The sequence below is a fragment of the Streptomyces roseoviridis genome (assembly GCF_039535235.1).
GTDB classification, from domain to species: domain Bacteria; phylum Actinomycetota; class Actinomycetes; order Streptomycetales; family Streptomycetaceae; genus Streptomyces; species Streptomyces roseoviridis.
Map to the genome: position 1 here is coordinate 2,450,767 of NZ_BAAAWU010000001.1, position 25,901 is coordinate 2,476,667.

The window sequence follows — 25,901 nt, forward strand, 5'->3', positions numbered from 1 at the left end:
CGTCGTACGGCCGCTACCTCACGGCGAGCAGCAGGGTGTCGGAGGGCGAGGCCCAGACCGGCCGGGCCTCGCCGAAGCCGGCCGCGCGCAGCGCGTCGGCGTGCCAGCGCGGGGCGGGCATGTCGCCGTCGGCGTGCTCGCCGTAGATCTCGAAGCGGCGGGCGGTGGGCTCGGCGAGGACCGGATCGGCGGCGGCGACCGCCCACCAGTCGGCCCAGTCCAGGACGCCGGCGGCCTTCTCGCGGTCCATCCGGGCGTGGCGCTGCGCGCGCTCGGCGGCGTTGATGCGGGGGGTGGTCTCGTCGATCATGCGGTCGGCGTTCATGAAGACGCCGCCCTCGCGCACCAGCCCGGCCAGCTGCCCGTAGAGGGCCGCCAGGGGCTCGCTGTGCAGCCAGTGCAGGGCGGTGGCGGTCAGGACGGCGTCGTACGCGTCGTGGGGCAGGGCGGCGGTCCAGGCGGGGTCCTTGAGGTCCGCGGTCACCAGGGTGACGCGCGGGTCGCCGTCGAAGTACCCCTCGGCGATGGCCAGGAGGGCCGGGTCGAGGTCGACGCCGGTGCTGGTGGCGTTCGGGAACCGCTTGAGGAGCCGGTCCGTGATACTTCCCGTACCGCAGGCGAGGTCGAGGACGCGGGGCTCGGGCCCCACGAGCGCCTCGACCATGTCGAGCATCACGCGGAACCGCTCCTCGCGGTCCGGCATGTACCACTCCTGCTGACGGTCCCAGCTCTGCTGCCAGGCCGTCCAGTCGGTTCCGGTCGTCGCCGCGTCCGTCATGGCCCTCACCTCACCCTCGTCGTAATACCCTCGAAGGGAAAGCGTCGCTTACCCTTCGCCGCCCCGACCCTAGCCCGCCAGAGTAAGGACTACAAGTGGAACTGGCCTATTACTCGGATTACGCCGTGCGTCTGGTCAACACCGAGGAACCGGTCCGCGCGAAGGACTCCCTCACCTCCGTCGAGGCGGTCCGCGAGCTCTTCGGCGCGGCCTCCCAGATGGCCCGGCGAGTGACGGACGCCGACGTGACCCGCTTCCGCTCGGTCCGCGGCCGGCTGCGCGCGGTCTTCACCGCGGCCGACGAGGGCGACCACACCCAAGCCGTCGACCTGCTGAACTCCCTCCTCCTGGAGTTCCCGGTCAGCCCGCAGATCTCCGGCCACGACCACCTCGACGAGGAGGGCCGGCCCCGCTGGCACATGCACCTCGCCGATCATCCGTCGAACGCGACCGCGGGCTACGCCGCCATCGCCGCGATGGGCCTCGCCTTCCACCTCACGGAGTTCGGCGCCGACCGTCTCGGCCTGTGCCAGGCCGCGCCCTGCCGCAACGCCTACCTCGACACCTCGACCAACCGCTCGCGCCGCTACTGCTCCGACCGCTGCGCCACCCGCGCCAACGTGGCCGCCTACCGGGCCCGCAAGCGCCAGGAGGCCGAGCGGACCGGCCGGACGCAGGAGAAGAGCCAGGAGAGCACCACCCCGGCCGACCGCTGACGCCCGGGGGTGACGGGCCGGTAGCGCGCCCGCACCCGGCCGAGCACGAGCGACGGCGGTACGACCCCGAACACCCGGCTGTCGCCCTCCGTGTCCGGGTTGTCCCCCAGCACCCACCAGCCGCCGTCCCTCCGTTCGGCCAGCCGCTTCACGATGAGCAGATCCTGCTGCAACGGATGCCGCAGCACGGCCACGTCCCCCGGCCGCAACCGCGCCCCGTAGTGCACGAAAAGCCGATCGCCGTGCAGCAGCGTGGGCACCATCGACACCCCCGTGACCTCGGCGATCCCGAACGGGGCCCCGGTCTCCTGCCCCGGCTCTCGCCCCGACTCCACCATTCGGCACCTCCCGGTCCGATCGTCCACGAGTCCCATGCCGACCCTGGACTTTTGTCCTAAGCCCCAGGGGGCGCTCGCGAAATCGCGCTTCTCACGGAGTAATGTCCCACCTGAGAAGACGATCACGAGGAAGGACAGCAGCATGCTCTCCCGCCTGTTTGCCCCCAAGGTGAAGGTCAGCGCCCACTGCGACCTCCCCTGCGGCGTTTACGACCCGGCCCAGGCCCGCATCGAGGCCGAGTCGGTCAAGGCCGTCCAGGAGAAGTACCAGGCGAACGAGGACCCGCACTTCCGGGCCCGCGCCACGGTCATCAAGGAGCAGCGCGCGGAGCTCGCCAAGCACCACGTCTCGGTGCTGTGGAGCGACTACTTCAAGCCCCCGCACTTCGAGAAGTACCCCGAGCTGCACACGCTCATCAACGACACCCTGAAGGCCCTGTCGACGGCGAAGGCCTCGACGGACCCGAAGACGGGCGAGAAGGCGCTGGAGCTCATCGCCGAGATCGACCGCATCTTCTGGGAGACGAAGAAGGCCTGACCTTCCTTCTGCTCCGCCGTGAAGGGGCCCGACCGCGTGGCGGTGGGGCCCCTTCCGCACGGGGCACCGGCGCGCCCTCGACCGCGCATCAGGGCGTGCCCTCCCCCGGCCGACCGGGCTGCCCGTGTTCCCATCGGCTACTGGTTCGGCGCTACAACCGGTGCCGGCATGGCGAGCGCGCGGCCGAGGGCTGCGCAGACGGGGGCGGCGAAGTCGGGGATGTGGACGGCTGACCAGGTGGTGGCCAGCCGGAGGAAGGCCGCCAGGTCGCGCTCCGCGTCGGCGAGGAGGCTCGGCAGGTCGGCCAGGGGCACCTCGATGGTCGGGCTGTTCGGCTGCTCGGTGTCCACGGTCAGCCGGACCACGTCACCGATGCGTTCGGCGAGCGGGGAAGGGCTGTGACCGAAGTCCGCCCACCCCTCGCCGTCGATGACTTCCCGCCAGTCGTGCCGTTCGTCCAGACCGTTGCAGCAGCCGGGCGACAGGACGACGCCCGTCGCCGTGTCGGTCGCCCGCAGGCCGCCAGGGGCCCAGAGGGTGCCGGACGTGAGCAGCCCGTGGAGGAAGTGCCCCAGGGGATCCACGGGGCCCTGCGCTCGCTCCCGTCGTCCCGGCTCGGCGTCGTTGCAGTCGGCCAGGCGCATGACGGCGGTGCCGACCTGGTCGGGGCTCAGCGCACCGCTCAGTGGCAGCAGGTCGTATCCGCCGGGGTCGGCCACCGGCCAGAGGTCGAAACCGTCGGTGGCGAGGATCTCCAGGACGGGCTGCAGAATGATCATTCGAGTCGTGTCCGGCATCCCTGCGTGCCGGTGCATGGGATCACCGGGCCGCCCGTCAGTCCACCGGCCACGTGTAGCGCCGTTTCTCCTTCGCGGTGGCCCCCAGGCGGTCGTAGAAGCGGATCGCGCCCTCGTTCCAGGTCGGGGTCTGCCACTGGACGAAGGGGAGGCCCAGGGCGCGGGCCTCCTCGCGGACGGCGGCCATCAGGAGGGGACCGAGGCCGTGGCCGCGGGCCGGCTCCGTGAGGTAGAGGCAGTCCATGTGGAGGTACTCGGCGGCGTCCCAGGTGGAGAGCTCCGGGGCGCAGGTGGCGTAGCCGGCGAGGGTGCCGTCGGGGAGTTCGGCGACCAGACAGCGCAGGCGGGGGGCCGCGGGCTCGAAGAGGAGACGGTGCAGGCGGGCGGCGAGGTCCGGCGGCGGAGGCGCGGCCTTCTCGTAGGCGGCGTGCTCCGCGGCGAGTTCGGCCACCCGGTCCAGATCCCCGGGGCGGGCGGGCCGGACGACGGCGCCCGTCATCGGACGGCTCCGCCGGTCAGGCGGACCGCGGTGGTCGTCATCGGACCTCCCCCTCCAGGGTGTCGGCGGCCCACGCCGCCAGGCGGTCGGCGGCCGGGCCGTTGCCGTCGAGGACGTGGCGGACGAAGGACTCCCGCTCGTGGGCGAGGACCGCGGCCTCCCAGACGCAGGGGGCGAGTCCGGCCCGGCCGGGGCGCAGGGCGTCGGGCCGGCCGGCCGGGCCGGTCCAGACGGCGAGGTCGGACATGTGGCCCTCGGTCCAGGTGTGGACGAGGACGTAGTCGCCGTCGCCGCCCGCGTGCACGAGCAGCACCGCGAGGCCGAGCGAGCCGCGGTGGCGGCCGGCGGCCAGGTGGTCGGCGGCGAGCGCGAGCGCGGGGGCCGCCTCCGCCTCGCCGACCGTCCGGCCGGGGGCCTCGATGCCGTACGGCTTGACGCGGTGGCCCGCGATCTCGCGCTCCCCCAACGGCCTCACCCGACGGGCGTGATGGCCCTGGGCGAGCGCGAGGACGGCGTCCCACTTCCCTCCACTGTTCATACCGTCATCATGCACGGTCCCGCCGTTCCGCCCGCACGCAGCCACCGGCGGTACGGGGCGGCGCCCAGGGCCGCCTCCCGGTAGGCGGCGGCCAGTTCCGCGTACGGCCGGTCGAGCGGCACGCCCGGCGCGCCGTACAGCAGCAGCCGGACGGCCAGCGGGTCGCCGCACAGGGGTCGGACGGCCATGTCCTCGCGCGGGCCCGAGGTCGGCTGGCAGGGGGCGACGGCCTCGCCGAGGGCGATGAGCGAGGCGGCGGTGTGGTAGTCGGCGTGCAGCACCGGCGGGTCGAGGCCGGCCGCGCCCAGGACCCGGCGCAGCCCGTCCCATTCGCCGTCCACGGCCGGGTCGACGGCCCACCGGTCGTGGGCCAGGTCGGCGAGCTCGACGACCTCGCGCGCGGCCGCCGGATGGTCCCGCGTCATGGAGACGAACTGCGGTTCCCGCTCGACCAGGACGCGGCCCCGCAGTCCGTCCGGGACCCGCAGCGGGCAGCCCTCGACCTCGTGGACGAAGGCCAGGTCGAGTTGTCCGGCGGCGACCGTGCGCAGCAGGGCGCTGGCGGAGACGTCCACGCGCAGCGCGATGTCGGTGCCGGGCAGGCCCTGGCGGAGCCGGCGCAGCCAGCCCGGCAGGGCGCGGCTGGCGGTGGAGCCGACGCGCAGCGCGGGGCCGCCCGTGCGGGCGGCGGCGGCCCGGGTCTCGGTGATCAGGGCGGTCATGCCGTCGACGAGGGGGCGGGCGCGGCTGAGGACGGCGCGGCCGATCGGGGTGGGGTGACAGCCGTTGCGGCCGCGGGAGAAGAGCTCGGCGCCGAGGGCGTTCTCGATGCGGCGCAGCTGGGTGGTCAAGGAGGGCTGGCTGACACCGAGTTGGCGGGCGGCCTTGTGCAGACTGCCGGTCTCCGCGATGGCGCAGAGCGCCCGCAGGTGCCTCACCTCCAGCTCCATGGCCCCGAGGTTAGGGCGAGGGCCGCCCACCGCACCAGACCGTCACGCGCCTCCTGCCGCCGCCAACTGCCGCGTGATAGCGCGGGGTTATCGGCGGATGGCATCATTCCCCACCCGCCCCGGCTCCCTCGACACTCTCCTCAACCCCACAGGAGGAGCCCCCCATGAGACACCCGAAGTTCCTCACGTCCCTGTTGACCGCCGCCCTCGGCGCCGGCCTCACCCTCTCCCTCGGAGCCGCCCCCGCCGCCGCGCTCCCCGGCGCGGCTTCCGCCGCCGCGCCCGCGGTGGCTTACGCCGGTTCCGCCGAGGAGGCCAAGGCCAACCAGGCGTTCTTCGAAGCCGTCGTCACGTCGGTCGCGAAGAAGCGGGCCGCCACGCCTGGTGCCACCGCCGTCACCGTCGTCTACAGCGCCGCCAACGCACCCACCTTCCGCACCCAGATCGCGCGTTCGGCGCAGATATGGAACAGCTCCGTCGTCAACGTCCGCCTGGTGGAGGGATCCAACGCCGACTTCCGGTACTACGAGGGCAACGACTCCCGCGGCTCGTACGCGAGCACCGACGGGCACGGCAACGGCTACATCTTCCTCGACTACCGGCAGAACCAGCAGTACAACTCCACGCGCGTCACCGCCCACGAGACCGGGCACGTGCTCGGGCTCCCCGACCACTACAGCGGCCCGTGCAGCGAGCTGATGTCCGGTGGCGGGCCCGGCACGTCCTGCACGAACGCCTACCCGAACGCGCAGGAGCGGGCCCGGGTCGACCAGCTCTGGCGCTACGGGCTCGCCTCCGCGTTCAAGGCGGGCTGAGCGGCCCGGGGGCGAGGGACGGCGCCGCCGTTCCTCGCCCCCGCGGGCGCCGGCCGGGCCGTCCGGGGGACTGCCGGCGACTGTGCGGCGGCCGGCCGCGCGGTCAGGCGGCCTGCGGCAGCCTCCGGCCGAACTCGGTGCCCGGCGGCAGCTGGCGGCGGACCCGGCCGAGCGCCTCCTCGAAGTCGCCGCCGGCGATTCCGGAGGCGAAGACGGCTCCCCCGTAGTGGAGGGTGAGGCTGAGGTCGGCCCGCTCGCCGAGGGTGAGCAGGCAGCTGAGCGTGGCCTGCTGGGTGACGCCGTCCGCGACGACGGGGAGCGGCAGGTCCCACTCCAGCACGCACCCGGTGAGGGCCTGCCCGCCCTCGTCCGCGGCACGCAGGGCGTCGAAGGTCGCGCCCGTGTACTCGATTCCCCTGATCCGGGTGGCCACGTGGCTCCCGGCGGCCGTGATGACGATCGCTTCCGCACCACGGCGGTCCCGGTACCAACCGGTCCAGACTTCTGTCGACTCCGATGACATGCGCGGACTGTAGCGGTATGACCGGCTCCGGCGCGCGGCCGGTCACCCGGGGGCCGGACTTCTCCCGGTCTCGCCGTTCTTGCCGGTCACGTACGTGCTAGTGGCATCCGCACCGCCGGCCGGATCCTCGGCTCCGCCGCCCGGGCCGGTGCGCGGTCCGGCACCGGCTTCCAGGACCCCTTCGGGGGCCTCGTACCGCGGGCACTCCGGATTGGTGCAGGGCTGCACCTCCCACTCCGGGACCCAGGCACCGAGGACCTTGTGCCGCTTGGCGAGCACCTGGAGGGGCTGTCCGCAGGCCGGGCAATCGTGCCGCGCCTGCGGGTCCCTCGTCGTGTGCGGAAGGTCGCCGCTCATGCCTCCAGGGTAGGGCGCGGGCGCCGTCACCGCTTCCTGGTGTACGTGCGGACCAGCACGCCGTTGTCGAAGCTCCGGACGTCGCCCAGGGCGAAGTCGCGCGGGGCGAAGTCGGTGCCGAACATCGGCATGCCGGCGCCGAAGACCTGCGGGTAGGTCTTGATGACCAGTTCATCGATCTCGTCGATGAGCTCGCCCGCGATGGTGGAGCCGCCGCAGAGCCAGATGTCGAGCGGACCGTCCTCGGCCTTGAGCTCGCGGATGCGGCCGACGAGGTCGTCGGCGATCAGCTCGACGTGGGGGTCGGGTGACTCGGCCAGCGACCGGGTCGCGACGAGTTCCCGCAGGTGGGCGTACGGGCTGGTGATGCCGACGTCCAGGCCGACGCGGTACGAGTTCAGGCCCTGGAGCACCGTGTCGTAGTGACGGTTGGGGGTGCCGGCCTCGATGCCGAGGACCGGCCACGCGTGGGCGGCGATCGTCTCGGGGTATTCCGCCTTCAGGTACTCCAGGAACTCCCCGGTCACGTACGCGTACGTGGAGGAGCCATCGCCCTTCGGGTCGCCGATGAAGCCGTCGATCGAGCAGGCGATGAAGTAGGTGAGCTTGCGCAAACCGGATCTCTTTCGGTAGGTGGCGCGGTCGCCTTGACCACGACATGCATAGTGCTCCACCCATAGTGGTTTGCGCAAGCCTTCTCGCACACCGGTTCGCGCGGATGCGGGACCGGTGCCTCAGCGGCTCCGACGCGTCACGAACTCCGCGAGCGCCAGCAAGTCCTCGGCCGCCGACAGATCGGGCACCGCCCGCGAGAGTTGCTCCACGGCCCGCGCCATCCGCTCCGCCGCCTGGTTCTGCGCCCAGTCCCGGCCGCCCGCCCGCTCCACCGCGTCCGCCGCCGCCCGCACCGCTTCGGCGTCCAGGGCCGGGCGGGCGTAGAGCGCGGCCAGCTCCTCCCCCGCCGGGGTCCCGGAGACGAGCGCCGCCACCACCGGCAGCGACTTCTTGTGGGCGACGAGGTCGGCGCCGGCGGGCTTGCCGGTCCGCCCCGGGTCGCCCCAGATGCCGATCAGGTCGTCGATCAGCTGGAAGGCGAGGCCGGCCTCCCGGCCGAAGGCGTCCAGTGCCGCGACCGCCTCCTCGTCCGCTCCCGCGTACAGCGCGCCGAGCGCACAGGCACAGCCCAGCAAGGCGCCGGTCTTGGCGGTGGCCATCGCCACCACCTCGTCCAGGGAGACCTCGTGCGGGCCACGTTGCTCGAAGGCGCAGTCCGCCTGCTGGCCCGCGCAGAGCTCGATGACACAGGCGGCCAGCCGGGCCGACGCCTCGGTGGACGCCGGGTGCGGGTCCTCGGCGAGCAGCCGCAGCGCGAGCGCGTTCATGGCGTCGCCGGCGAGCAGGGCGTCGGGGATGCCGAACACGGCCCAGGCGGTGGGGCGGTGCCGCCGGGTCGGGTCCTCGTCGACGATGTCGTCGTGGAGCAGGGTGAAGTTGTGGGCCAGCTCCACCGCGGCCGCGGCCTTCACGGCCGGGGCGGGGTCGGCGCCGAGCGCGCGGGCGGCGGCGAGCACCAGGGCCGGCCGGATCGCCTTGCCGGCCTGTCCCGCGGCGGGGCTGCCGTCCGCGTGCTCCCAGCCGAAGTGGTACTTCGCGATGCGCCGTATGGATCCCGGCAGCGACTCGACGGTCGTCCGCAGCTGGGGATCGACGACGCTGCGCGCCCGGTCCAGGAGGAGCACGGCGCCCTGCGCTCCGCTCGCGGTGTCCGCGCTGGTCGTGGTGGTCATGTTCAACAGTCGCTTTCCTCGCGGCCGGTACGGCGGCCCCCGCGGCGGGAGCCGGGAGCGTCGGGAGTGGCCGGCGGGGGCGGTCGGCCGCCCCCGCCGGGCCGGAGGCCGGCTCACCGCCAGCGGCTGACCTCCACGTTCTCCAGGACGCCCAGCGCGTCGGGCACCAGGACGGCCGCCGAGTAGTAGGCCGTGACGAGGTAGGAGATGATCGCCTGCTCGTCGATGCCCATGAAGCGGCACGACAGGCTGGGCTCGATCTCGTCGGGCAGGCCGGGCTGGTGCAGGCCGATCACGCCCTGCTCGGACTCGCCCGTACGCATGCAGATGATGGACGTGGTGCCCGCGTCCGAGACCGGGATCTTGTCGCAGGGGTAGATCGGCACCCCGCGCCAGGTCGTGATGCGGGTGCCGTCGACGTCGATCGTGTCGGCGGCCAGGCCCCGCCTGTTGAGCTCGCGGCCGAAGGCGGCGATGGCGCGCGGGTGGGCCAGGAACATCCGGGAGCCGCGCCGGCGGGAGAGCAGCTCGTCCAGGTCGTCCGGACCGGGCACGCCGTCGTGCGGCTGGAGGCGCTGCCCGTAGTCGCAGTTGGAGAGGAGACCGAACTCGCGGTTGTTGACGAGCTCGTGCTCCTGGCGCTCGCGCAGCGCCTCGACCGTGAGCCGCAGCTGCTGCTCGGTCTGGTTCATCGGCTGGTTGTAGAGGTCGGCCACGCGGGTGTGGACCTTGAGCACGGTCTGGGCGACGCTCAGCTCGTACTCGCGCGGGGAGGCCTCGTAGTCCACGAAGGTGTGCGGCAGCACGGCCTCGCCGACGTGGCCCGCGGACAGGTCGATGGCCGCCTCGCCGTACTTGTTGGTGCGCCGGCGGGGCAGCGCGGCGTACTCCGCGAGATGACCGGCGAGCGAGCCGGCCCGCTCGGCGAGGTTGAGCACGTCGGCCCGGGTGAGCTCCAGGACCGTACAGGCGGTGGCGGCGCGGGCGGTCCACTCCCAGGTGGCGTCCTCGCTGACCAGCGAGGCGTCGCCGAAGTAGGCGCCGTCGGCGAGGACGCCGAGGACGGCCTCGTCCCCGTAGGGCCCCTCGCCGACCTGTTCGACCCTGCCGTGGGCCAGCAGGTGGACCCGGTCGGTGTTCTCGCCGCGGAGGGCGATGACCTCGCCCGCCGCGTACTCCCGCTGCCGGCAGCGGGACGCCAGCTCCGCGAGGGCGTCGTCGTCGTCGTAACCGCGCAGGGCGGGGAGTTCACCGAGCTCGGCCGGGATGACGGCGACGCGCTCACCGGTCTGCACGAAGGTGACGCGCCCGTCGCCGACGGCGTGGCTGAGCCTGCGGTTGACCCGGTACGTGCCTCCCTTGACCTGCACCCAGGGCAGCGTCCGCAGCAGCCAGCGGGAGCTGATCTCCTGCATCTGCGGGACCGACTTGGTGGTGGTCGCGAGGTTCCGCGCGGCGGCGGTCCCGAGACTCTGCTGCGGGACCGCCCGGCCCGCGCGGACCTCGTCACCAACCGAACCAACGGACATGGAACTCCCTCTCGATACGACAGAACTGCGAGGGAAAGCCTTTCAGCACGGAGCGTGTCCGCGCCATTACACAAAAGAGTGGGAGTGGGCGGGACTCGACCGGGGCATCGGCGCACGATGTCGCGGGCGCCCGGCACGGCGCCTCGCTCCCGTCCCGCGGGCCCTGTCCGGATCGGCTCGCACACGGTCCGAACGGATGGCAGCGGAGTCGATCGCTCCGGTACTCCGGAGGAACCGCTATCCCCTGCCTGAAAGGAGCCGGTCATGGCCTCACCCATGTCCGCGAGCCGCTTCCTCGACGCGCTGCGCGACGAGGGCCTGACGGTCGTCGAGGTCGGCGACTGGCGTACTCACAACCGCAACCACAAAGGGCCCTGGGGCCCGGTGCACGGCGTGATGATCCACCACACCGTCACCCGGGGCACCAGCAACACCGTGCGCATCTGCCGGGACGGCCACAGCGGCCTGCCGGGGCCGCTGTGCCACGGCGTGATCGCCAAGGACGGCACCGTCCACCTGGTCGGCTACGGCAGAGCCAACCACGCCGGTCTCGGCGACGACGAGGTGCTGCGGGCGGTCATCGCCGAGAAGCGCCTGCCGCGCGACGACGAGGCCACCACGGACGGCAACCGCCACTTCTACGGATTCGAGTGCGAGAACCTCGGCGACGGCGAGGACCCGTGGCCGAAGGTGCAGCTGGACGCCATCGCCAAGGCCGCGGCGGCGGTGTGCCGGGTGCACGGCTGGACCCACCGCTCGGTCATCGGCCACCTGGAGTGGCAGCCGGGCAAGGTGGACCCGCGCGGCTTCACCATGGCCTCGATGCGCGGACGGATCGCCGACCGGCTGCGCTGACGCCCGCGAGGGCGGCGAGAATGTCCGGGTGAACGCGTTCGATCCCGCCCGCCTGCGGCCCCGGCTCCCTTCCCCCCTGGAGCCGGCCGTGGACGAGCGCTTCACCCGGCGCGGCCTGACGCTGCTGCTCAAGCGGGACGACCTGATCCACCCCGACCTGCCCGGCAACAAGTGGCGCAAGCTCGCCCTCAACCTGCGGGAGGCCGGCGGACGGCCGGTGCTCACCTTCGGGGGCGCCTACTCCAACCACCTGCGGGCGACGGCCGCCGCCGGCCGGCTGCTCGGCTTCGCCACGATCGGCGTCGTGCGCGGCGACGAGCTGGCCGGCCGGCCGCTCAACCCGTCCCTGGCGCGCTGCGCGGCGGACGGCATGCGGCTCGTGTTCGCCGACCGCGCCACGTACCGCGCGAAGCACCGGCCCGAGGCCCTGGCCCGGCTCCTGGCGCTGGCCGGCGCCCCCGACGACGTGTACGTGGTCCCCGAGGGCGGCAGCAACGTGCTCGCCGTCCGCGGCTGCGTGGAGCTCGGCCGCGAGCTGAACGGCGCCGAGGACCCGCCGGACGTCGTCGCCGTCGCCTGCGGCACCGGCGGGACCCTCGCCGGTCTGGCCGCCGCCTTCGAGGGGCGGACCCTGGGCGTGCCGGTCCTCAGGGGAGGCTTCCTGGGCCGCGAGGTCCAGGCCCTGCAGGAGGCGGCGTTCGGCGGTCCGCGCGGCGACTGGCGGCTCGACGAGCGCTTCCACTTCGGCGGCTACGCCCGTACGACCCCGGAACTCGACGCCTTCGCACAGGATTTCGGCACGCGGCATGAACTCGCCATCGAGCGACTGTATGTCGCCAAAATGCTCTACGGACTGACCGCCCTCGCCGAGGAGGGCGCCTTCGCCCCCGGCACCCGCATCGCCGCCGTCGTCACCGGGGCGCCGGAGCCCGGCCCGGACTCCGGCGCCGGGCGGCCACGCGGGAGCGGTTAGGGGGTGTCGTGTCGATCAGGCCGGATCAGGGCCGGGCGGCGCGAGCCCGGCGAGATCGGCGAGACACCCGCCGGCCGCGTCCCCAGCCTCACAGGTCAGTACAGCTAGCCGGTCTCCTCGCGGTAGGCCGCCGCCTCCTCCAGGTCGAGGCGGCGCAGCAGGGTGCGCATCATCTCGTCGTCGATGCGGCGGGCGTCGCGCAGGCGCACGAAGACCTCGCGCTCGGCGTCGATCATCTCCCGCGCGAGCCGCCGGTAGGTGTCGTCGGCGGTCTCCCCGGTGAGCTCGTTGACGGCGCCGAGCCGTTCCCAGACGGCGTTGCGGCGCCGCTCCAGGACCGTGCGGAGCCGGTCGGCGAGGGGCTGCGGCAGGGCGTTGCGCTCGTCGGCGAGGAGCGCGTCGAGCCGCTCCTCGGCGGCCCTGGACGCCTCGCTCTGGGCCTGCGCCTCGGCGAGGGTCTCCTGGTAGCGGTCGCGTCCGGGCAGCTTCAGGGCCCTGATGAGCGGGGGCAGGGTGAGGCCCTGGACGACGAGGGTGCCGATCACGGTGGTGAAGGTGAGGAAGAGGACCAGGTTGCGGGCCGGGAACGGCACGTCGTCGGTGACGACGGGGATGGAGAAGGCGATGGCGAGCGAGACGACCCCGCGCATGCCGGCCCAGCCCACGACCAGCGGGGCCCTCCAGTCCACACCGGGCTCGCGCTCCCTGATCCGAGCGGACGTCCGGGGCAGGAAGGTGGCCGGGTAGACCCAGACGAAACGGACGACCACCACGGCCACGAAGACCCCGGCCGCGTACCAGGCGGCCTCCCCCACCCCGTACCGGCCGAGTCCCTGGACGACGTACGGCAGCTGGAGGCCGATCAGGGCGAAGACGGCGGACTCCAGGACGAAGGCGACCATCTTCCACACGGCCTCCTCCTGGAGCCGGGTGGCGAAGTCGACCTGCCAGTTCTTGTGGCCGAGGGCGAGGCCGACCACGACGACGGCGAGCACACCGGAGGCGTGGACCTCTTCCGCGGCGGCGTAGGCGATGAAGGGGATGAGGAGGGAGAGGGTGTTCTGGAGCAGCGCCTCGCGCAGCCGGAGCCGCAGCCAGTGGATGGGCAGCATCAGGAGCAGGCCGACGCCGATGCCGCCGATCGCGGCGAGCGCGAACTCGCCGATGCCGCCCGACCAGCTGATGCCCTCGCCCACGGCGGCGGCCAGGGCGACCTTGTAGGCGGTGATGGCGGTGGCGTCGTTCACCAGGGACTCGCCCTGGAGGATCGTGGTGATCCGGTTCGGCAGGCCGAGCTTGCGGGCGATGGCGGTGGCGGCGACCGCGTCCGGCGGGGCGACGACCGCGCCGAGGACGAGGGCGGCGGTCAGCGGCAGATCGGGCACGAGGACGTACGCGAGCCAGCCCACCGCGACCGTCGCGAAGAGCACGTAGCCGACGGAGAGCAGCGCCACGGGCCGGATGTTGGCGCGCAGGTCGAGGTACGAGGAGTCGACCGCGGCCGTGTAGAGCAGCGGGGGCAGGATCAGCGGCAGCACGATGTGCGGGTCGAGGGTGTAGTCGGGCACCCCGGGCACATAGGAGGCGACGAGGCCGGCCGCCACCAGGAGGAGGGGTGCCGGCACCGGGGTCCTGCGGGCCGAGCCCGCCACCGCGGCGCTCGCCGCGACCAGCGCCACCAGTTGCAGTGCGTCCATGCCCCGTCCCCGTCTTCGGCCCGTACGTCACTCCTGTCGCAACGTAACCTGGCCATCATGAGCGAGTGTCCGCACATTGCCGAAATGCCGCACCCGGAGCCCGTGCCGCTGCACGAGACCTGTCAGGAGTGCCTGGCCGACGGGACGCACCCGGTGCAGCTCCGGCTGTGTCTCAGCTGCGGGCACGTGGGCTGCTGCGACTCCTCGGCGGGGCGGCACGCGACGGCGCACTTCACCGCCACCGGACACCCGGTGATGCGGACCTTCGAGCCGAACGAGCGCTGGCGCTGGTGCTTCGTGGACGGTTCGATCGTCTGACGGCTGGGTACGTCACCCCTCCGCGGGTTCTCCGCGGCCGCCGGGACGGGCCCTTCGGGGCAGGTCCTCAGGGGGGCGGTCCGTCCTGGCCCGGCGACACGACGGGACGGATCGCGATAGCGTCTCGGCGGACTGCGCGAACCGACCGCGTACCGCCTGGTCCGGAGGGCGTTCCCTCCCGGACCCCGAAAGAGCTTGTGCCACCTTGGAGGTGAGGGTGTCCCAGATCGCAGGCGAGCCCGGGACCCAGGACTTCGTGGAAGTCCGGCTGCCCGCTGCGGGTGCCTACCTGTCCGTGCTGCGTACGGCCACGGCCGGCCTCGCGGCACGTTTGGACTTCACCCTCGACGAGATCGAGGACCTGCGGATCGCCGTCGACGAGGCGTGCGCGATCCTGCTCCAGCAGGCGGTGCCGGGGTCGGTGCTGAGCTGCGTGTTCCGGCTGGTCGACGACTCGCTCGACGTCACGGTCTCGGCGCCGACCACGGACGGCCGGGCGCCCGAGCGGGACACCTTCGCGTGGACGGTGCTCTCGGCGCTGGCCGGGAAGGTGGAGTCGTCCGTGGCGGAGGACCGGACGGTCTCCATCAGCCTGTACAAACAGCGCGGCGCGGGGCCAGGCCCGGCGTGAGGAGCGGGGACGCGACGGCCGGCATCCCTGAGCAGCAGGCACGGCCGCATCCGGAGCCGGAGACCGGGGCGGTCCCGGCCGATGCCGGAACCGGGACCGGAAGCCGGTCCGGAGCCAGGACCGGAGTCGAGGTCGCTACGGATCACGCGGAGCAGGCGGACCAGATGAGCGAGCACGAGCAGCACGAAGCGGTTCCCGCGGCCCCGGGGGGCGCGGCCGCCCACGCCGGGCGGGAGGCCCCCGCGGTCGCTGCCGACACGGCCGGGGCCGGTCACGGCGCCGAGGGGCCCTCCGAGGCCGAGGAGGTCCACGGGCCCGCCGAGTACCCCGCGGTGCCCGACCCGCACGACCGCACCGGCGCGCGGGCCCTCTTCGTCGAGCTGCGGGGCCTCCCGGAGGGGTCGCCGGAGAAGGCGGCGCTGCGCGACCGGCTGGTGCGGATGCACCTGCCGCTGGTGGAGCACCTGGCCCGGCGGTTCCGCAACCGGGGCGAGCCGCTGGACGACCTGACGCAGGTGGCGACGATCGGCCTGATCAAGTCGGTGGACCGGTTCGACCCGGACCGCGGCGTGGAGTTCTCCACGTACGCGACCCCGACCGTGGTGGGCGAGATCAAGCGCCACTTCCGTGACAAGGGCTGGGCGGTGCGGGTGCCCCGGCGGCTCCAGGAGCTGCGGCTGTCCCTGACCACGGCGACGGCGGAGCTGTCGCAGCAGCACGGGCGCTCGCCGACGGTGCACGAGCTGGCGGAGCGGCTCGGGATCTCGGAGGAGGAGGTCCTGGAGGGCCTGGAGTCGGCGAACGCCTACTCGACGCTCTCCCTGGACGTGCCGGACACGGACGACGAGTCGCCGGCGGTCGCGGACACGCTGGGCGCGGAGGACGAGGCGCTGGAGGGGGTCGAGTACCGGGAGTCGCTCAAGCCGCTCCTGGAGGACCTGCCGCCGCGCGAGAAGCGGATCCTGCTGCTGCGTTTCTTCGGGAACATGACCCAGTCGCAGATCGCGCAGGAGGTCGGCATCTCGCAGATGCACGTGTCGCGTCTGCTCGCGCGGACGCTGGCACAGCTCCGGGAGAAGCTCCTCGTCGAGGAGTAGCCCGGGGCCGCGCGGAGTGCCGCGGGGCGGTACGGGCGTGCGGGTGTGACGTGCGGTGACGCGGTGGCGTCGCGCGGTGGGTTACGCGGTGTCCTGGCCGGGGCGCTTGATGCCGAGCGCCTCGGTCGTGGACGGGCTGACCAGCAGGACGAGGCCGGTCACGGCGAGGACCGCGAGGGCGACGCCGGCCGGGATCATGACGCTGTCCGCCTGGAGCAGCTGCCAGGCCACGGGCAGCGCGAGGATCTGGGTGATCACCGCGGGGCCGCGGCTCCAGGAGCGGCGCAGCCACAGGCCGCGGGCGGCGGCGAGCGGGATCAGTCCGAGGGCGATCAGGGTGGCGCCGCCCATGAGCCCCGAGGTGAGGTCGTCGGGCCGGTCGGCGAGAACGGCCACCAGCATGTAGAGGCCGCCGGCCACGAGGGCGAGGCCCTCGGCGCCGGCCACCGCGGCGGCGGCCGTGAGGCGCCCGGGACGGGGGGTCTGCTCCGTACTGCTCATGCAGGCAGGGTAGCCGGGGCCCGGGGAAGGACGGGGGTCCCGGGGGCAGCGGGCGCGGGCCCCGGGGAAGGACGGGGGTCCCGGGGGCAGCGGGCGCGGGCCCCGGGGAAGGACGGGGGTCCCGGGGGCCGCGGGCGCGGGCCCCGGGCCGGGACTGCGCCCGGTACCGCCGGGTAGGTACCCTGGCGACCATGCGCGCGCTTCTCGTGGTCAACCCGGCAGCCACCACCACCAGTGCCCGCACCCGGGATGTGCTGATCCACGCGCTCGCCAGCGAGATGAAGCTGGAGGCGGTGACGACCGAGTACCGGGGGCACGCCCGTGACCTGGGGCGACGCGCCGCCGAGGCGGACGACATCGACCTGGTGGTGGCGCTCGGCGGCGACGGCACGGTCAACGAGGTGGTCAACGGGCTGCTGCACGCGGGGCCCGATCCCGACCGGCTGCCGGGGCTCGCGGTGGTGCCGGGCGGCTCGACCAATGTGTTCGCGCGGGCGCTCGGTCTGCCGAACGACGCGGTGGAGGCGACGGGCGCGCTGCTCGACGCGCTGCGTGAGCGCCGGGCACGGACGGTGAGCCTCGGGCTCGCGTCCGGGACGCCGGGCACGGAGGACGAAGCGGTGCCGGAGCGCTGGTTCACCTTCTGTGCCGGATTCGGGTTCGACGCGAGTGTGATCGGACGGGTCGAACAGCAGCGGGAGCGGGGCAAGCGTTCGACGCACGCGCTCTACCTGCGCCAGGTGGTGCGCCAGTTCCTGGGCGAGCCGAACCGGCGGCGCGGCACGATCACCCTGGAGCGGCCGGGTGAGGATCCTGTGGAGGATCTGGTCCTCTCCATAATCTGCAACACCTCTCCCTGGACCTACCTGGGGAATCGTCCGGTGTACGCGTCGCCGGACGCGTCCTTCGAGACGGCCCTGGACGTGCTCGGACTGAGCCGGCTCTCGGCTCCCGCGGTGGCCCGGTACGCCACCCAGCTGCTCACCTCTACGCCCGAACGCGGGCCGCACGGCAAGCACGCCCTGACCCTGCACGATCTGACCGACTTCACCTTGCATTCGAAGGTCCCGCTCCCCCTCCAGATGGACGGAGACCACCTGGGACTGCGAACGAGCGTGACGTTCACAGGCGTACGCCGTGCACTGCGTGTGATTGTGTGACCAGAAGGACCGAAAGTCCTTCCACTCGAACGTTTAGGCTGCCATCCACCCCCCAGAAGTACGGCTGTGACCGAGCCGACACCGAGGAATCAAAAAAAACTTTCCAGAAGGGGTTGTATCCGCTGCTGGGGTTTGGGAGTCTCTTCTTGGCGATCGGGACGGCCCGCAGGACCGGCCTCCACTGAGAGCCAGAACCCCACCCCAGTGACAAGGACCACGCCAGTTCACCTGGCAGTCGGCCCTTCCCCTGCGGGGGGATTCGTGAAAGCGTTCACATTCACAAGCAACTTGCACGTAACACCTGAGAGAGGTAGCAGCCATGGACTGGCGTCACAACGCCGTTTGTCGTGAGGAAGACCCCGAGCTGTTCTTCCCCATCGGCAACACCGGTCCTGCGCTGCTGCAGATCGAGGAAGCCAAGGCCGTCTGCCGCCGCTGCCCCGTCATGGAGCAGTGCCTGCAGTGGGCGCTCGAGTCCGGCCAGGACTCCGGCGTCTGGGGTGGCCTCAGCGAGGATGAGCGCCGCGCGATGAAGCGCCGCGCCGCCCGCAACCGGGCGCGCAACGCCAGCGCCTGAGCCACCTGCACAGCCTGAGGCAAGCGGCGCGTACGTCGTGTACGCAATCACCGCCCCCGAGCCGCAGCTCGCGCAGTAACCCACAGCATTCGAGCCCCGGACCGATTCACCTCGGTCCGGGGCTCGCTGCTGTGAACGGCCCGGGGGCCTGCAACGTCCTTGCCGTGCAGGGCCGTTGCCTCGCTACTTGGGCGCCTTGACGGGGATGTCGAGCACCACCCGGCAGCCGCGTTCCGTGCCCGGCTGCATGTCGAAGCTGCCGCCGAGCTCACCCTCGACCAGGGTCCGCACGATCTGCAGGCCCAGGTTGCCGGCGCGCTGCGGGTCGAAGCCCTCGGGCAGTCCGCGCCCGTCGTCCTTCACCGTGATCAGCAGCCGGGCGTCGGCGCGCGGTTCGCCGCGGACGGCGGTGACCTCGACCGTGCCCTGCTCGCCCGGCGCGAAGGCGTGTTCCAGCGCGTTCTGCAGGACCTCGGTGAGGACCATGGAGAGCGGGGTGGCGACCTCGGCGTCGAGGATGCCGAAGCGGCCGTTGCGCCGGCAGGTCACCTTGCCCGGTGAGATCTCCGCCACCATGGCGATCACGCGGTCGGCGATCTCGTCGAACTCGACCCGCTCGTCCAGGTTCTGCGAGAGCGTCTCGTGGACGATCGCGATCGAACCCACGCGCCGCACGGCCTCGTTGAGGGCCTCCCGGCCCCGGTCGGAGTCCATCCGGCGGGCCTGCAGCCGGAGCAGGGCCGCCACCGTCTGGAGGTTGTTCTTCACCCGGTGGTGGATCTCCCGGATGGTGGCGTCCTTGGTGATCAACTCGCGCTCCCGGCGACGCAGTTCGGTGACGTCCCGGAGCAGGACGAGCGAACCGATGCGGGTGCCCTTGGGCTTGAGCGGGATCGCGCGCAGCTGGATCACACCACCGTTGCCCTCGACCTCGAACTCGCGCGGGGCGTAGCCGGAGGCCATCTTGGCCAGGGCCTCGTCCACCGGGCCGCGCGAGGGGGCGAGTTCGGCGGTGATCTGGCCGAGGTCCTGGCCGACCAGGTCGGCGGCCAGGCCGAGCCGGTGGTAGGCGGAGAGCGCGTTGGGCGAGGCGTACTGGACGACGCCGTCGGCGTCGAGCCGGATGAGTCCGTCACCGGCCCGGGGTGAGGAGTCCATGTCCACCTGCTCCCCGGGGAAGGGGAAGGAACCGGCGGCGATCATCTGGGCCAGGTCGGAGGCGGACTGGAGATAGGTGAGCTCCAGGCGGGACGGGGTCCGCACGGTGAGCAGGTTGGTGTTGCGGGCGATCACACCGAGGACGCGGCCCTCACGGCGTACGGGGATGGACTCGACCCGGACCGGGACCTCCTCGCGCCACTCGGGGTCGCCCTCGCGGACGATCCGTCCCTCGTCGAGGGCGGCGTCGAGGAGCGGACGGCGGCCGCGCGGGACCAGGTGGCCGACCATGTCGTCCTGGTAGGAGGTGGGCCCGGTGTTCGGGCGCATCTGGGCGACGGAGACGTAGCGGGTGCCGTCCAGGGTGGGCACCCACAGGACGAGGTCGGCGAAGGAGAGGTCGGAGAGCAGCTGCCACTCCGACACCAGCATGTGGAGCCAGTCGAGGTCGGACTCGCTCAGGGCGGTGTGCTGGCGTACGAGGTCGTTCATGGAGGGCACGTGTGCGAGCGTACCCGCGGAATTAACAGGCGGTGAACCTGGATCTCACGGGCTGCGTGTTGGAGGATGGGCCCGGTACGACCGCTGTCGCATGGATGGACAGACAAGAATGGTCTAGTCCACAATGCATTCCATGGAACCTCCATCCTCCCCGCACAGGAGGGTGGAACGAGGTACCCGGCGCTCTCTGCCCTGACTGCGCCGAGACCTCTCATCACGGCCGAGGGACCGCACACCCCCGGCCGGGCAGCTCCGGGCTGCGGTGCCGGACGGGTTGAGGGTCCCGTCGGGCGCCGCGGCCCGCGGGTTCTTCCGGGGCCGGTCAGCTTCCGGACGGTGCTCCCACCTCGGGCCAGGCCCGCATCGCCATCTCCGCCACGGCCGCCAGCTGCTCCTTCGTCGCCCCGTCGCGCGCCTGCTGGGACATGCCCTGGAGGACCGCGCCGCTGAAGCGGGCGAGGGCGACGGGGTCGGTGCCGGCGGGGAGCTCGCCGGACTCGACGTCCCGGCGGATGTGCTCCTCGAAGAAGGCCAGGTTGGCGTTGCGCCGGGCCCGCAGGGCCTCCTCGACCTCGGGCGTCGAGCAGTTGATGGCGGCGGAGATCATCAGGCAGCCGCGCGGGTGGGCCGGGTCGGTGTACTCCACCGCGGCCTCGCGGAGCATCCGGCCGACGGCCGCGCGGGCGGTGGGCTCCTCCGCGAAGGCGCGCCCGCCGAAGGCTCCGTACGACTCCGCGTAGGCGGCGACGACCTCCTCGAACAGTGTCTTCTTGTCGCCGAAGGCCGCGTACAGGCTCGGTGCGCTGATGCCCATGACCCGGGTCAGGTCGGAGACGGAGGTCGTCTCGTACCCGTGCTCCCAGAAGGCCATCGTCGCCTGCTCCAGGGCCGTCGGGCGGTCGAAGGAGCGGGGGCGGCCGCGCTGTTTGGTGGTCATGGGGAAATTCTATAGCGACCGCTACGGAAGATGGGGTACGATTCTTTTCGTAACGACTGCTACAGAAGCAAGGGGGGGCGTCGGCATGAGCGCGCTCAAGGGGAAGACGGCACTGGTCACGGGCGGCAGCCGGGGCATCGGACGGGGGATCGCCGAGCGGCTGGGGCGTGACGGCGCGCGGGTCGCCGTGCACTACGGGACCAACGAGGCGGCGGCCAAGGAGACGGTCGCCGCGATCGAGGCGGCGGGCGGCGAGGCCTTCGCCCTCGGGCAGGAGCTGGGGGTTCCCGGGGACGCGGAAGCCCTGTGGGCGGCCTTTGACGCCCACGCGGACGGCCTGGACATCCTGGTGAACAACGCGGGGATCGGCGCCACGGCCCCCTTCGCCACGATCGGCGAGGAGGAGTACGAGCGGATCTTCGCCGTCAACACCAAGGCACCGTTCTTCCTGGCCCAGCTGGGCGCCCAGCGGCTGCGCGACGGGGGCCGGATCGTGAACGTGTCGACCGGGCTCACGCACGCCGCGCTGATGCCGGACCTCATCGCGTACGCGATGTCGAAGAGCGCGCTCGACGTCTTCACGCGCTATCTGTCGAAGGTGCTGGGCTCGCGCGGGATCACGGTCAACGCGGTGGCGCCGGGCATCGTGGACACGGACGTCAACGCCGGCTGGCTGCGGGGGAACGAGGAGGCGTGGGCCGGCGCGGCGGCGATGTCGACCCTCGGCAAGGTCGGCACCCCCGAGGACATAGCCGACGTGGTGGCCTTCCTGGCCTCCCCTGACGGGCGCTGGGTGACGGGGCAGTGGATCGACGCGACGGGCGGTTCGCTGGCCTGACGGGAGAAGGGTCGCGGTGGGGTTCGAGTGGCTGGTGGGGCGGGTGCGGCCGACGATGGGAAGGAGCCGTCCCGCGGGCCGGAAGGGCATGGGCGGACGGCCCGCGCTCTGCTAGATTTGAGCTCGATTGGTCTATACCACCAGGCTCCTTTCCAGCCCCTCACCAGATCGGCAGGCTCAGCGTGGAAGTTGTCATCGTCAAGGACGCCAAGGCGGGCGGCGAGCTCATCGCGGACGGCATCGCCGACCTCCTGCGCCGCAAGCCGGACGCGCTGCTCGGCGTGGCCACCGGATCGACCCCGCTGCCCATCTACGACGCCCTGATCGCCCAGGTCCGGGCCGGCTCCGTGGACGCCTCCCGGGCCCGCATCGCCCAGCTCGACGAGTACGTGGGCCTGCCCGCCGGGCACCCCGAGTCGTACCGCTCCACGGTGCTGCGCCAGGTCGTCGAGCCGCTCGGGCTCTCCCAGGACGCCTTCATGGGTCCCGACGGCTCGGCCGAGGACGTCCAGGCGGCCTGCGAGGCCTACGACAAGGCACTGGCCGACGCCGGCGGCGTGGACCTCCAGATCCTGGGCATCGGCACCGACGGCCACATCGGCTTCAACGAGCCCTGCTCCTCGCTGGCCTCCCGCACCCGGATCAAGACGCTCACCGAACAGACCCGCGTGGACAACGCCCGCTTCTTCGACGACGACATCGAGCAGGTGCCCCACCACGTCATCACCCAGGGCATCGGCACCATCCTGGAGGCCCGTCACCTGGTCCTGCTCGCCACCGGCGAGGGCAAGGCCGAGGCGGTGGCGCAGACCGTCGAGGGCCCGGTCGCCGCGCTCGTGCCGGCCTCCGCGCTCCAGCTGCACCCGCACGCCACCGTGGTCGTCGACGAGGCCGCCGCCTCCAAGCTGAAGCTCGCCGACTACTTCCGCCACACCTTCGCGAACAAGCCGTCCTGGCAGGGCATCTAGCCTTCTCGCACGCGAGGCCCGCGTCCGCCCGCGTCGGCCCGTGCCCGCATGGCGAAGGGGCCCGGCACCTGGTCCAGGTGCCGGGCCCCTTCGCCATGCGGGCACGGGCGGGCGGCGGTGGTTCAGCGGCCCGCGATGACCTCCGCGGCGGCCTGGCCGCAGACGCGGGCGGCGCCGTGGGTGGCGAGGTGCAGGGCACCGCGGGGCACCGATTCGTTCAGGCCCATCTCCACCACCACGGTGTCCGGACGGGCCGCGAGGAGGGCGTCCAGGGCACGGGACATCCACGGGTGCCGGTGGGCGTCGCGGACGACCGCGACCACGCGCCGCTCCCCCGCCGCGGCCAGGACCTGCTCCGCCGTGGCCTCGGCCCCGTAGGAGCCGGTCGCGGTGCCCGGGAGCAGCCGTTCCAGTTCGGCGGCGATGCCCCAGGGCGTCTCGTCGCCGACCGCGAAGTTGGCGACGGGGGTGAAGGAGGCGACGTAGGGAGCGCTGGTCATCGGTGTGTACGGCCGCTCCCCCGGGGTCGCCACCAGGGCCCGGCGGGCCGCGACGAGACCGACCTCGGTGCCGGGCGCGGTCCCCTCCTGTGACGCCGCGCCCGGCCCCGATGCAGCCCCCCTGGCCCGGTGCGCCTGGGTCCAGGCCGCCAGGGCGCGTACGCGCCCCGCGGCGTCGGCCAGCCGTTCCTCGGGCAGTTCACCGGTCCGTACGGCGGTCACCAGCGCGTCGCGCAGTCGCAGTACGGTGTCCTCGTCGGCCAGCCCGCCGCCGACGCAGATGGCGTCGGCGCCCGCGGCGATCGCGAGGACGGATCCGCGCTCGATGCCGTACGTCGACGAGATGGCCTGCATCTCCATCCCGTCGGTGACGATCAGCCCCTCGAAGCCCAGCTCCCGGCGCAGCAGACCGGTGAGGATCCGCGGGCTGAGGGTGGCCGGACGTTCGGGGTCGAGCGCGGAGAGCAGGATATGCGCGCTCATGACGGCTTTGGAACCCGCGGCGATCGCGGCGCGGAAAGGTGCCAGCTCACGGGCGTGCAGTGTGGCGAGGTCCACATCGATCCGGGGCAGCGCGTGGTGCGAGTCGACGTTGGTGTCGCCGTGTCCGGGGAAGTGCTTGGTGCAGGCGGCGACGCCCACGGCCTGGAGCCCGTCGACGTAGGCCACGGTGTGCCGGGCCACCAGGTCGGGGTCGGCGCCGAAGGAGCGGACCCCGATGACCGGGTTGTCGGCGTTGGAGTTGACGTCGGCGGACGGCGCCCAGTTCAGGTCGACGCCGCAGGCGGCGAGCCGGCGGCCGAGCTCGCGGGCGACGGCCCGGGTGAGCTCGATGTCGTCGACGCTGCCGAGGGCGTAGTTGCCGGGGAAGGAGGAGCCCTCCTTGACCTCCAGGCGGGTGACGTCGCCGCCCTCCTCGTCGATGGCGACGAGGACGTCGTCGCGTTCGGCGCGCAGCTGTGCGGTGAGGGCGGCCAGCTGCCCGGGGGCGACGATGTTCCGGCCGAAGAGGCCGACCGAGGACAGGCCCTCGCCGATCCGGCGGAGCAGCCAGTCGGGGGCGGTGGTTCCGACGAAGCCCGGCTGGAGGACGGTGAGCGCGTCCCTGGTGAGGGTGTCCGAGCCGGTGGTGAGTGTGGTCATGGGGCGGTCGTCATCCCTTCACGGCGCCGGCCGTCAGACCAGCGGCCATCTTGCGCTGGACGAGGAGGAAGAGGATCACGATGGGGACGGCCATCATGGTCGAGCCGGCCATCATCGGGGCGTACTCGGTGCCGTTCTTGGTGATGAAGTTGGAGAGCCAGACGGTGGCCGTCTGGTTCTGCTGGCTCATGAGCATCAGGGCGTACAGGTACTCGTTCCAGGCCTGGATGAAGCCGTAGACCGAGGTGGCGACCATGCCCGGGGCGAGCAGCGGGAAGACGACGCGGATGAAGGCGCCGGTGGGGGTGCAGCCGTCGACCTGGGCGGCCTCCTCCAGCTCCTTGGGGATGTTGACGATGAAGCCGCGCAGCGTCCACACCGTGAAGGGCAGGATGAAGGTCAGGTAGGTGATGATCAGACCGCTGATCTTGTCGTACTGCCCGAGGTCGTTGAGCAGCAGGAAGACCGGGATGATCATGGCGACGAGCGGGACCATCTGGACGGCGAGGATGCCGACGATGACGATCTTGCGGCCGCGGAAGGCGAAGCGGGAGATCGCGAGCGCGGCGAGCAGGCCGACGGCGATGCCGATGACGACGACGACGGCCGAGACGACGAGGCTGCGGGTGACCGGGCCCCAGAAGTCCGCGATGTCCAGGGCGCGCTCGAAGTTCTCGAGCGTGAAGGTCGACGGGAAGAAGTGCGGGTTCGGGTCGATCGCGTCCTTGGCCGGCTTGAAGGCCGTGTTGAGCATCCAGTAGACCGGGAAGCCGGCCGTGAGGACGACGAGCAGACCGAGGAGGTTCCAGCCGAGCTTCGACCGGCCCGGCTTGCGCGGGCGAGAGGTGACGGCGCTCACTCGACATCTCCGATCTTGAGCATCTGGCGCATGTAGACCGCCACGACGCCGAGCAGCAGCAGGACCGTGACGAGCGCGATCGCGGAGCCGGTGCCGTAGTCGTTGACGACGAACGCCTTGTCGAAGGAGTACGTGGTGAGCAGCTGGAACTCGGCCTCGGGGTGGCCGTTGCGCATCACGTAGACCTGCGGGAAGACGCCCATGTCCCAGATCACCGAGAGCGTCGTCAGCATGACGATGATCGGCTTGAGGATGGGCAGGGTGACGTAGCGGAAGACGCCCCAGGCGCCGGCGCCGTCGAGGCGGGCGGCCTCTTCGAGTTCCTTGGGCACCTGGGTGAGGCCGGCGCTCAGGGTGATCACCACGAAGGGCACGGCGCCCCAGACCACCAGGAGCATGATCACGGCCAGGCCCTGGGGACCGCTGGCGAACCAGTTGTGGCCGATCATGTCGACCCCGGGGAGGCGGCTGAGCAGCCAGTTGAGCACGCCGTAGTCGGCGTCGAAGATCCACTTGAAGATGGCGGTGGCGACGATGATGGGCATGCCCCAGCTCGCCACGAGGACGATGCTGATCAGCACCTTGACCCAGGGCGAGACGCGCTGGAGGAGCAGGGCGATGGCCATGCCGAGGACCATGGTGACGATCACGGCGCCGGCCGCGAAGATCACGGTCCGCAGGACGACGGCCCAGAACTCGCCGTCGCCGAGGATCTTGGTGAAGTTCTCCAGGCCGGCGGACTCGGGCTCCTGGAAGCCCCACAGCTGCGGCTGGCCGAACTTCTGGAAGGAGAGGGTGACCAGGCGTACGAACGGATAGCCGAGCACCAGCAGGAGCACGAGCAGGCATGGCGCGAGGAGCAGCCATGGGACGCCGGCTCCGCCCGTGGACTTCCCGGCCCGTGGCGCGGGCGTACCGGCCGTGGAGCCGGGGGGTGGCGATTGCCGCACCGGCGGCACCTTCGCGGTGGTTGTGTCTGCGGCACTCATCCCGTGCTCCTCAGCGGTCCCTCTCGTGGTACGG

At 72.4% G+C, this 25,901-nt stretch carries 30 protein-coding genes; 12 read left to right on the plus strand and 18 right to left on the minus strand.

Annotated features, from left to right (window positions below):
- Nucleotides 1-13: 13 nt before the first annotated feature.
- The gene (locus tag ABD954_RS10790) at nt 14-778 is read right to left on the minus strand and encodes a class I SAM-dependent methyltransferase (RefSeq protein ID WP_345485698.1); all 765 of its coding nucleotides are present in this window, start codon (nt 776-778) and stop codon (nt 14-16) included.
- A gap of 95 nt (nt 779-873) precedes the next feature.
- Here ABD954_RS10790 and ABD954_RS10795 point away from each other — a divergent pair, with 95 nt between their 5' ends.
- Entirely contained in the window at nt 874-1,494 is a 621-nt protein-coding gene (locus ABD954_RS10795) for a CGNR zinc finger domain-containing protein (protein ID WP_345485699.1), read from the plus strand.
- On the opposite strand, the gene sodX is transcribed toward ABD954_RS10795, so the two are convergent.
- Nucleotides 1,407-1,832, minus strand: coding sequence for a nickel-type superoxide dismutase maturation protease (gene sodX, locus ABD954_RS10800; protein ID WP_345485700.1), 426 nt, complete (start codon nt 1,830-1,832; stop codon nt 1,407-1,409). The genes ABD954_RS10795 and sodX overlap by 88 nt on opposite strands.
- A gap of 142 nt (nt 1,833-1,974) precedes the next feature.
- On the opposite strand from sodX, the gene sodN reads away from it, so the two are divergent.
- Nucleotides 1,975-2,370, plus strand: a complete 396-nt coding sequence (sodN, locus tag ABD954_RS10805; protein ID WP_019889364.1) for a superoxide dismutase, Ni — start codon at nt 1,975-1,977, stop codon at nt 2,368-2,370.
- 137 nt (nt 2,371-2,507) lie between these two features.
- On the opposite strand, the gene ABD954_RS10810 is transcribed toward sodN, so the two are convergent.
- Genes ABD954_RS10810 through ABD954_RS10825 form a run of 4 tightly spaced genes read right to left on the minus strand, consistent with a single transcriptional unit; the run spans nt 2,508 to nt 5,154 of the window.
- Complete coding sequence (locus tag ABD954_RS10810; RefSeq protein ID WP_345485701.1) at nt 2,508-3,149, minus strand: hypothetical protein; 642 nt, start codon at nt 3,147-3,149, stop codon at nt 2,508-2,510.
- Nucleotides 3,150-3,204: 55 nt separating this feature from the next.
- On the minus strand, nt 3,205-3,666 hold the full coding sequence (locus tag ABD954_RS10815; protein ID WP_345485702.1) for a GNAT family N-acetyltransferase: 462 nt from the start codon (nt 3,664-3,666) through the stop codon (nt 3,205-3,207).
- A gap of 37 nt (nt 3,667-3,703) precedes the next feature.
- Entirely contained in the window at nt 3,704-4,204 is a 501-nt protein-coding gene (locus tag ABD954_RS10820) for a hypothetical protein (protein WP_345485703.1), read from the minus strand.
- Complete coding sequence (locus ABD954_RS10825) at nt 4,201-5,154, minus strand: LysR family transcriptional regulator (RefSeq protein WP_345485704.1); 954 nt, start codon at nt 5,152-5,154, stop codon at nt 4,201-4,203. Before ABD954_RS10825 ends, ABD954_RS10820 begins: the two co-directional genes overlap by 4 nt.
- A 164-nt stretch (nt 5,155-5,318) precedes the next feature.
- Here ABD954_RS10825 and snpA point away from each other — a divergent pair, with 164 nt between their 5' ends.
- Complete coding sequence (snpA, locus tag ABD954_RS10830) at nt 5,319-5,969, plus strand: snapalysin (protein ID WP_345485705.1); 651 nt, start codon at nt 5,319-5,321, stop codon at nt 5,967-5,969.
- Between the two features lie 103 nt (nt 5,970-6,072).
- Here the strand turns inward: snpA and ABD954_RS10835 are convergent, their stop codons facing one another.
- The 5 genes from ABD954_RS10835 to ABD954_RS10855 form a co-directional block, all read right to left on the minus strand.
- Nucleotides 6,073-6,492 (minus strand): DUF6304 family protein, encoded by a 420-nt coding sequence (locus ABD954_RS10835; protein ID WP_345485706.1) that lies wholly within the window; start codon nt 6,490-6,492, stop codon nt 6,073-6,075.
- Between the two features lie 42 nt (nt 6,493-6,534).
- Nucleotides 6,535-6,849 (minus strand): hypothetical protein, encoded by a 315-nt coding sequence (locus ABD954_RS10840; RefSeq protein ID WP_345485707.1) that lies wholly within the window; start codon nt 6,847-6,849, stop codon nt 6,535-6,537.
- Nucleotides 6,850-6,875: 26 nt separating this feature from the next.
- Nucleotides 6,876-7,463, minus strand: coding sequence for a dihydrofolate reductase family protein (locus ABD954_RS10845; RefSeq protein WP_345485708.1), 588 nt, complete (start codon nt 7,461-7,463; stop codon nt 6,876-6,878).
- Between the two features lie 120 nt (nt 7,464-7,583).
- Nucleotides 7,584-8,636: a family 2 encapsulin nanocompartment cargo protein polyprenyl transferase gene (locus ABD954_RS10850; protein WP_345485709.1), complete on the minus strand. Its 1,053-nt coding sequence runs from the start codon at nt 8,634-8,636 to the stop codon at nt 7,584-7,586.
- 113 nt (nt 8,637-8,749) lie between these two features.
- A complete protein-coding gene (locus tag ABD954_RS10855) occupies nt 8,750-10,165 on the minus strand; it encodes a family 2B encapsulin nanocompartment shell protein (protein ID WP_345485710.1) in 1,416 nt (471 codons plus the stop codon).
- 264 nt (nt 10,166-10,429) lie between these two features.
- Here ABD954_RS10855 and ABD954_RS10860 point away from each other — a divergent pair, with 264 nt between their 5' ends.
- Both ABD954_RS10860 and ABD954_RS10865 read left to right on the plus strand, forming a co-directional pair.
- The gene (locus ABD954_RS10860; RefSeq protein WP_345485711.1) at nt 10,430-11,020 is read left to right on the plus strand and encodes an N-acetylmuramoyl-L-alanine amidase; all 591 of its coding nucleotides are present in this window, start codon (nt 10,430-10,432) and stop codon (nt 11,018-11,020) included.
- 28 nt (nt 11,021-11,048) lie between these two features.
- Nucleotides 11,049-11,993, plus strand: coding sequence for a 1-aminocyclopropane-1-carboxylate deaminase/D-cysteine desulfhydrase (locus tag ABD954_RS10865; protein ID WP_345485712.1), 945 nt, complete (start codon nt 11,049-11,051; stop codon nt 11,991-11,993).
- 104 nt (nt 11,994-12,097) lie between these two features.
- Here the strand turns inward: ABD954_RS10865 and ABD954_RS10870 are convergent, their stop codons facing one another.
- Nucleotides 12,098-13,690, minus strand: coding sequence for a Na+/H+ antiporter (locus tag ABD954_RS10870; RefSeq protein WP_345485713.1), 1,593 nt, complete (start codon nt 13,688-13,690; stop codon nt 12,098-12,100).
- A 57-nt stretch (nt 13,691-13,747) separates the two neighbouring features.
- Here ABD954_RS10870 and ABD954_RS10875 point away from each other — a divergent pair, with 57 nt between their 5' ends.
- From ABD954_RS10875 to ABD954_RS10885, 3 genes are all read left to right on the plus strand, one after another.
- Nucleotides 13,748-14,008, plus strand: coding sequence for a UBP-type zinc finger domain-containing protein (locus ABD954_RS10875; protein WP_345485714.1), 261 nt, complete (start codon nt 13,748-13,750; stop codon nt 14,006-14,008).
- 217 nt (nt 14,009-14,225) lie between these two features.
- Nucleotides 14,226-14,639: an ATP-binding protein gene (locus ABD954_RS10880; RefSeq protein WP_015036094.1), complete on the plus strand. Its 414-nt coding sequence runs from the start codon at nt 14,226-14,228 to the stop codon at nt 14,637-14,639.
- A complete protein-coding gene (locus tag ABD954_RS10885; RefSeq protein ID WP_382745873.1) occupies nt 14,636-15,736 on the plus strand; it encodes an RNA polymerase sigma factor SigF in 1,101 nt (366 codons plus the stop codon). Before ABD954_RS10880 ends, ABD954_RS10885 begins: the two co-directional genes overlap by 4 nt.
- A gap of 81 nt (nt 15,737-15,817) precedes the next feature.
- Here ABD954_RS10885 and ABD954_RS10890 read toward each other — a convergent pair whose 3' ends face one another.
- Nucleotides 15,818-16,237: a hypothetical protein gene (locus ABD954_RS10890; RefSeq protein WP_345485716.1), complete on the minus strand. Its 420-nt coding sequence runs from the start codon at nt 16,235-16,237 to the stop codon at nt 15,818-15,820.
- A gap of 191 nt (nt 16,238-16,428) precedes the next feature.
- Here ABD954_RS10890 and ABD954_RS10895 point away from each other — a divergent pair, with 191 nt between their 5' ends.
- A complete protein-coding gene (locus ABD954_RS10895) occupies nt 16,429-17,397 on the plus strand; it encodes a diacylglycerol/lipid kinase family protein (RefSeq protein ID WP_345485717.1) in 969 nt (322 codons plus the stop codon).
- 319 nt (nt 17,398-17,716) lie between these two features.
- On the plus strand, nt 17,717-17,974 hold the full coding sequence (locus ABD954_RS10900; protein WP_003953983.1) for a WhiB family transcriptional regulator: 258 nt from the start codon (nt 17,717-17,719) through the stop codon (nt 17,972-17,974).
- 183 nt (nt 17,975-18,157) lie between these two features.
- Here ABD954_RS10900 and ABD954_RS10905 read toward each other — a convergent pair whose 3' ends face one another.
- Together ABD954_RS10905 and ABD954_RS10910 are read right to left on the minus strand one after the other, a co-directional pair.
- Nucleotides 18,158-19,624 (minus strand): sensor histidine kinase, encoded by a 1,467-nt coding sequence (locus tag ABD954_RS10905; protein WP_345492084.1) that lies wholly within the window; start codon nt 19,622-19,624, stop codon nt 18,158-18,160.
- Nucleotides 19,625-19,955: 331 nt separating this feature from the next.
- Complete coding sequence (locus ABD954_RS10910; protein ID WP_345485718.1) at nt 19,956-20,570, minus strand: TetR/AcrR family transcriptional regulator; 615 nt, start codon at nt 20,568-20,570, stop codon at nt 19,956-19,958.
- A gap of 85 nt (nt 20,571-20,655) precedes the next feature.
- On the opposite strand from ABD954_RS10910, the gene ABD954_RS10915 reads away from it, so the two are divergent.
- Together ABD954_RS10915 and nagB are read left to right on the plus strand one after the other, a co-directional pair.
- Nucleotides 20,656-21,408 carry an SDR family oxidoreductase gene (locus ABD954_RS10915; protein WP_345485719.1) on the plus strand — a complete coding sequence of 251 codons (753 nt, stop codon included), beginning with the start codon at nt 20,656-20,658 and terminating at the stop codon, nt 21,406-21,408.
- Between the two features lie 182 nt (nt 21,409-21,590).
- On the plus strand, nt 21,591-22,376 hold the full coding sequence (nagB, locus tag ABD954_RS10920) for a glucosamine-6-phosphate deaminase (RefSeq protein ID WP_345485720.1): 786 nt from the start codon (nt 21,591-21,593) through the stop codon (nt 22,374-22,376).
- Between the two features lie 122 nt (nt 22,377-22,498).
- Here nagB and ABD954_RS10925 read toward each other — a convergent pair whose 3' ends face one another.
- The 3 genes from ABD954_RS10925 to ABD954_RS10935 are packed head-to-tail and all read right to left on the minus strand — an operon-like array spanning nt 22,499 to nt 25,867.
- A complete protein-coding gene (locus ABD954_RS10925; RefSeq protein ID WP_345485721.1) occupies nt 22,499-24,019 on the minus strand; it encodes a glycoside hydrolase family 3 protein in 1,521 nt (506 codons plus the stop codon).
- Nucleotides 24,020-24,029: 10 nt separating this feature from the next.
- Entirely contained in the window at nt 24,030-24,878 is an 849-nt protein-coding gene (locus ABD954_RS10930; RefSeq protein ID WP_345485722.1) for a carbohydrate ABC transporter permease, read from the minus strand.
- On the minus strand, nt 24,875-25,867 hold the full coding sequence (locus ABD954_RS10935; RefSeq protein WP_345485723.1) for a carbohydrate ABC transporter permease: 993 nt from the start codon (nt 25,865-25,867) through the stop codon (nt 24,875-24,877). The genes ABD954_RS10930 and ABD954_RS10935 overlap by 4 nt, the downstream gene beginning before the upstream one ends.
- Nucleotides 25,868-25,901: the final 34 nt, after the last annotated feature.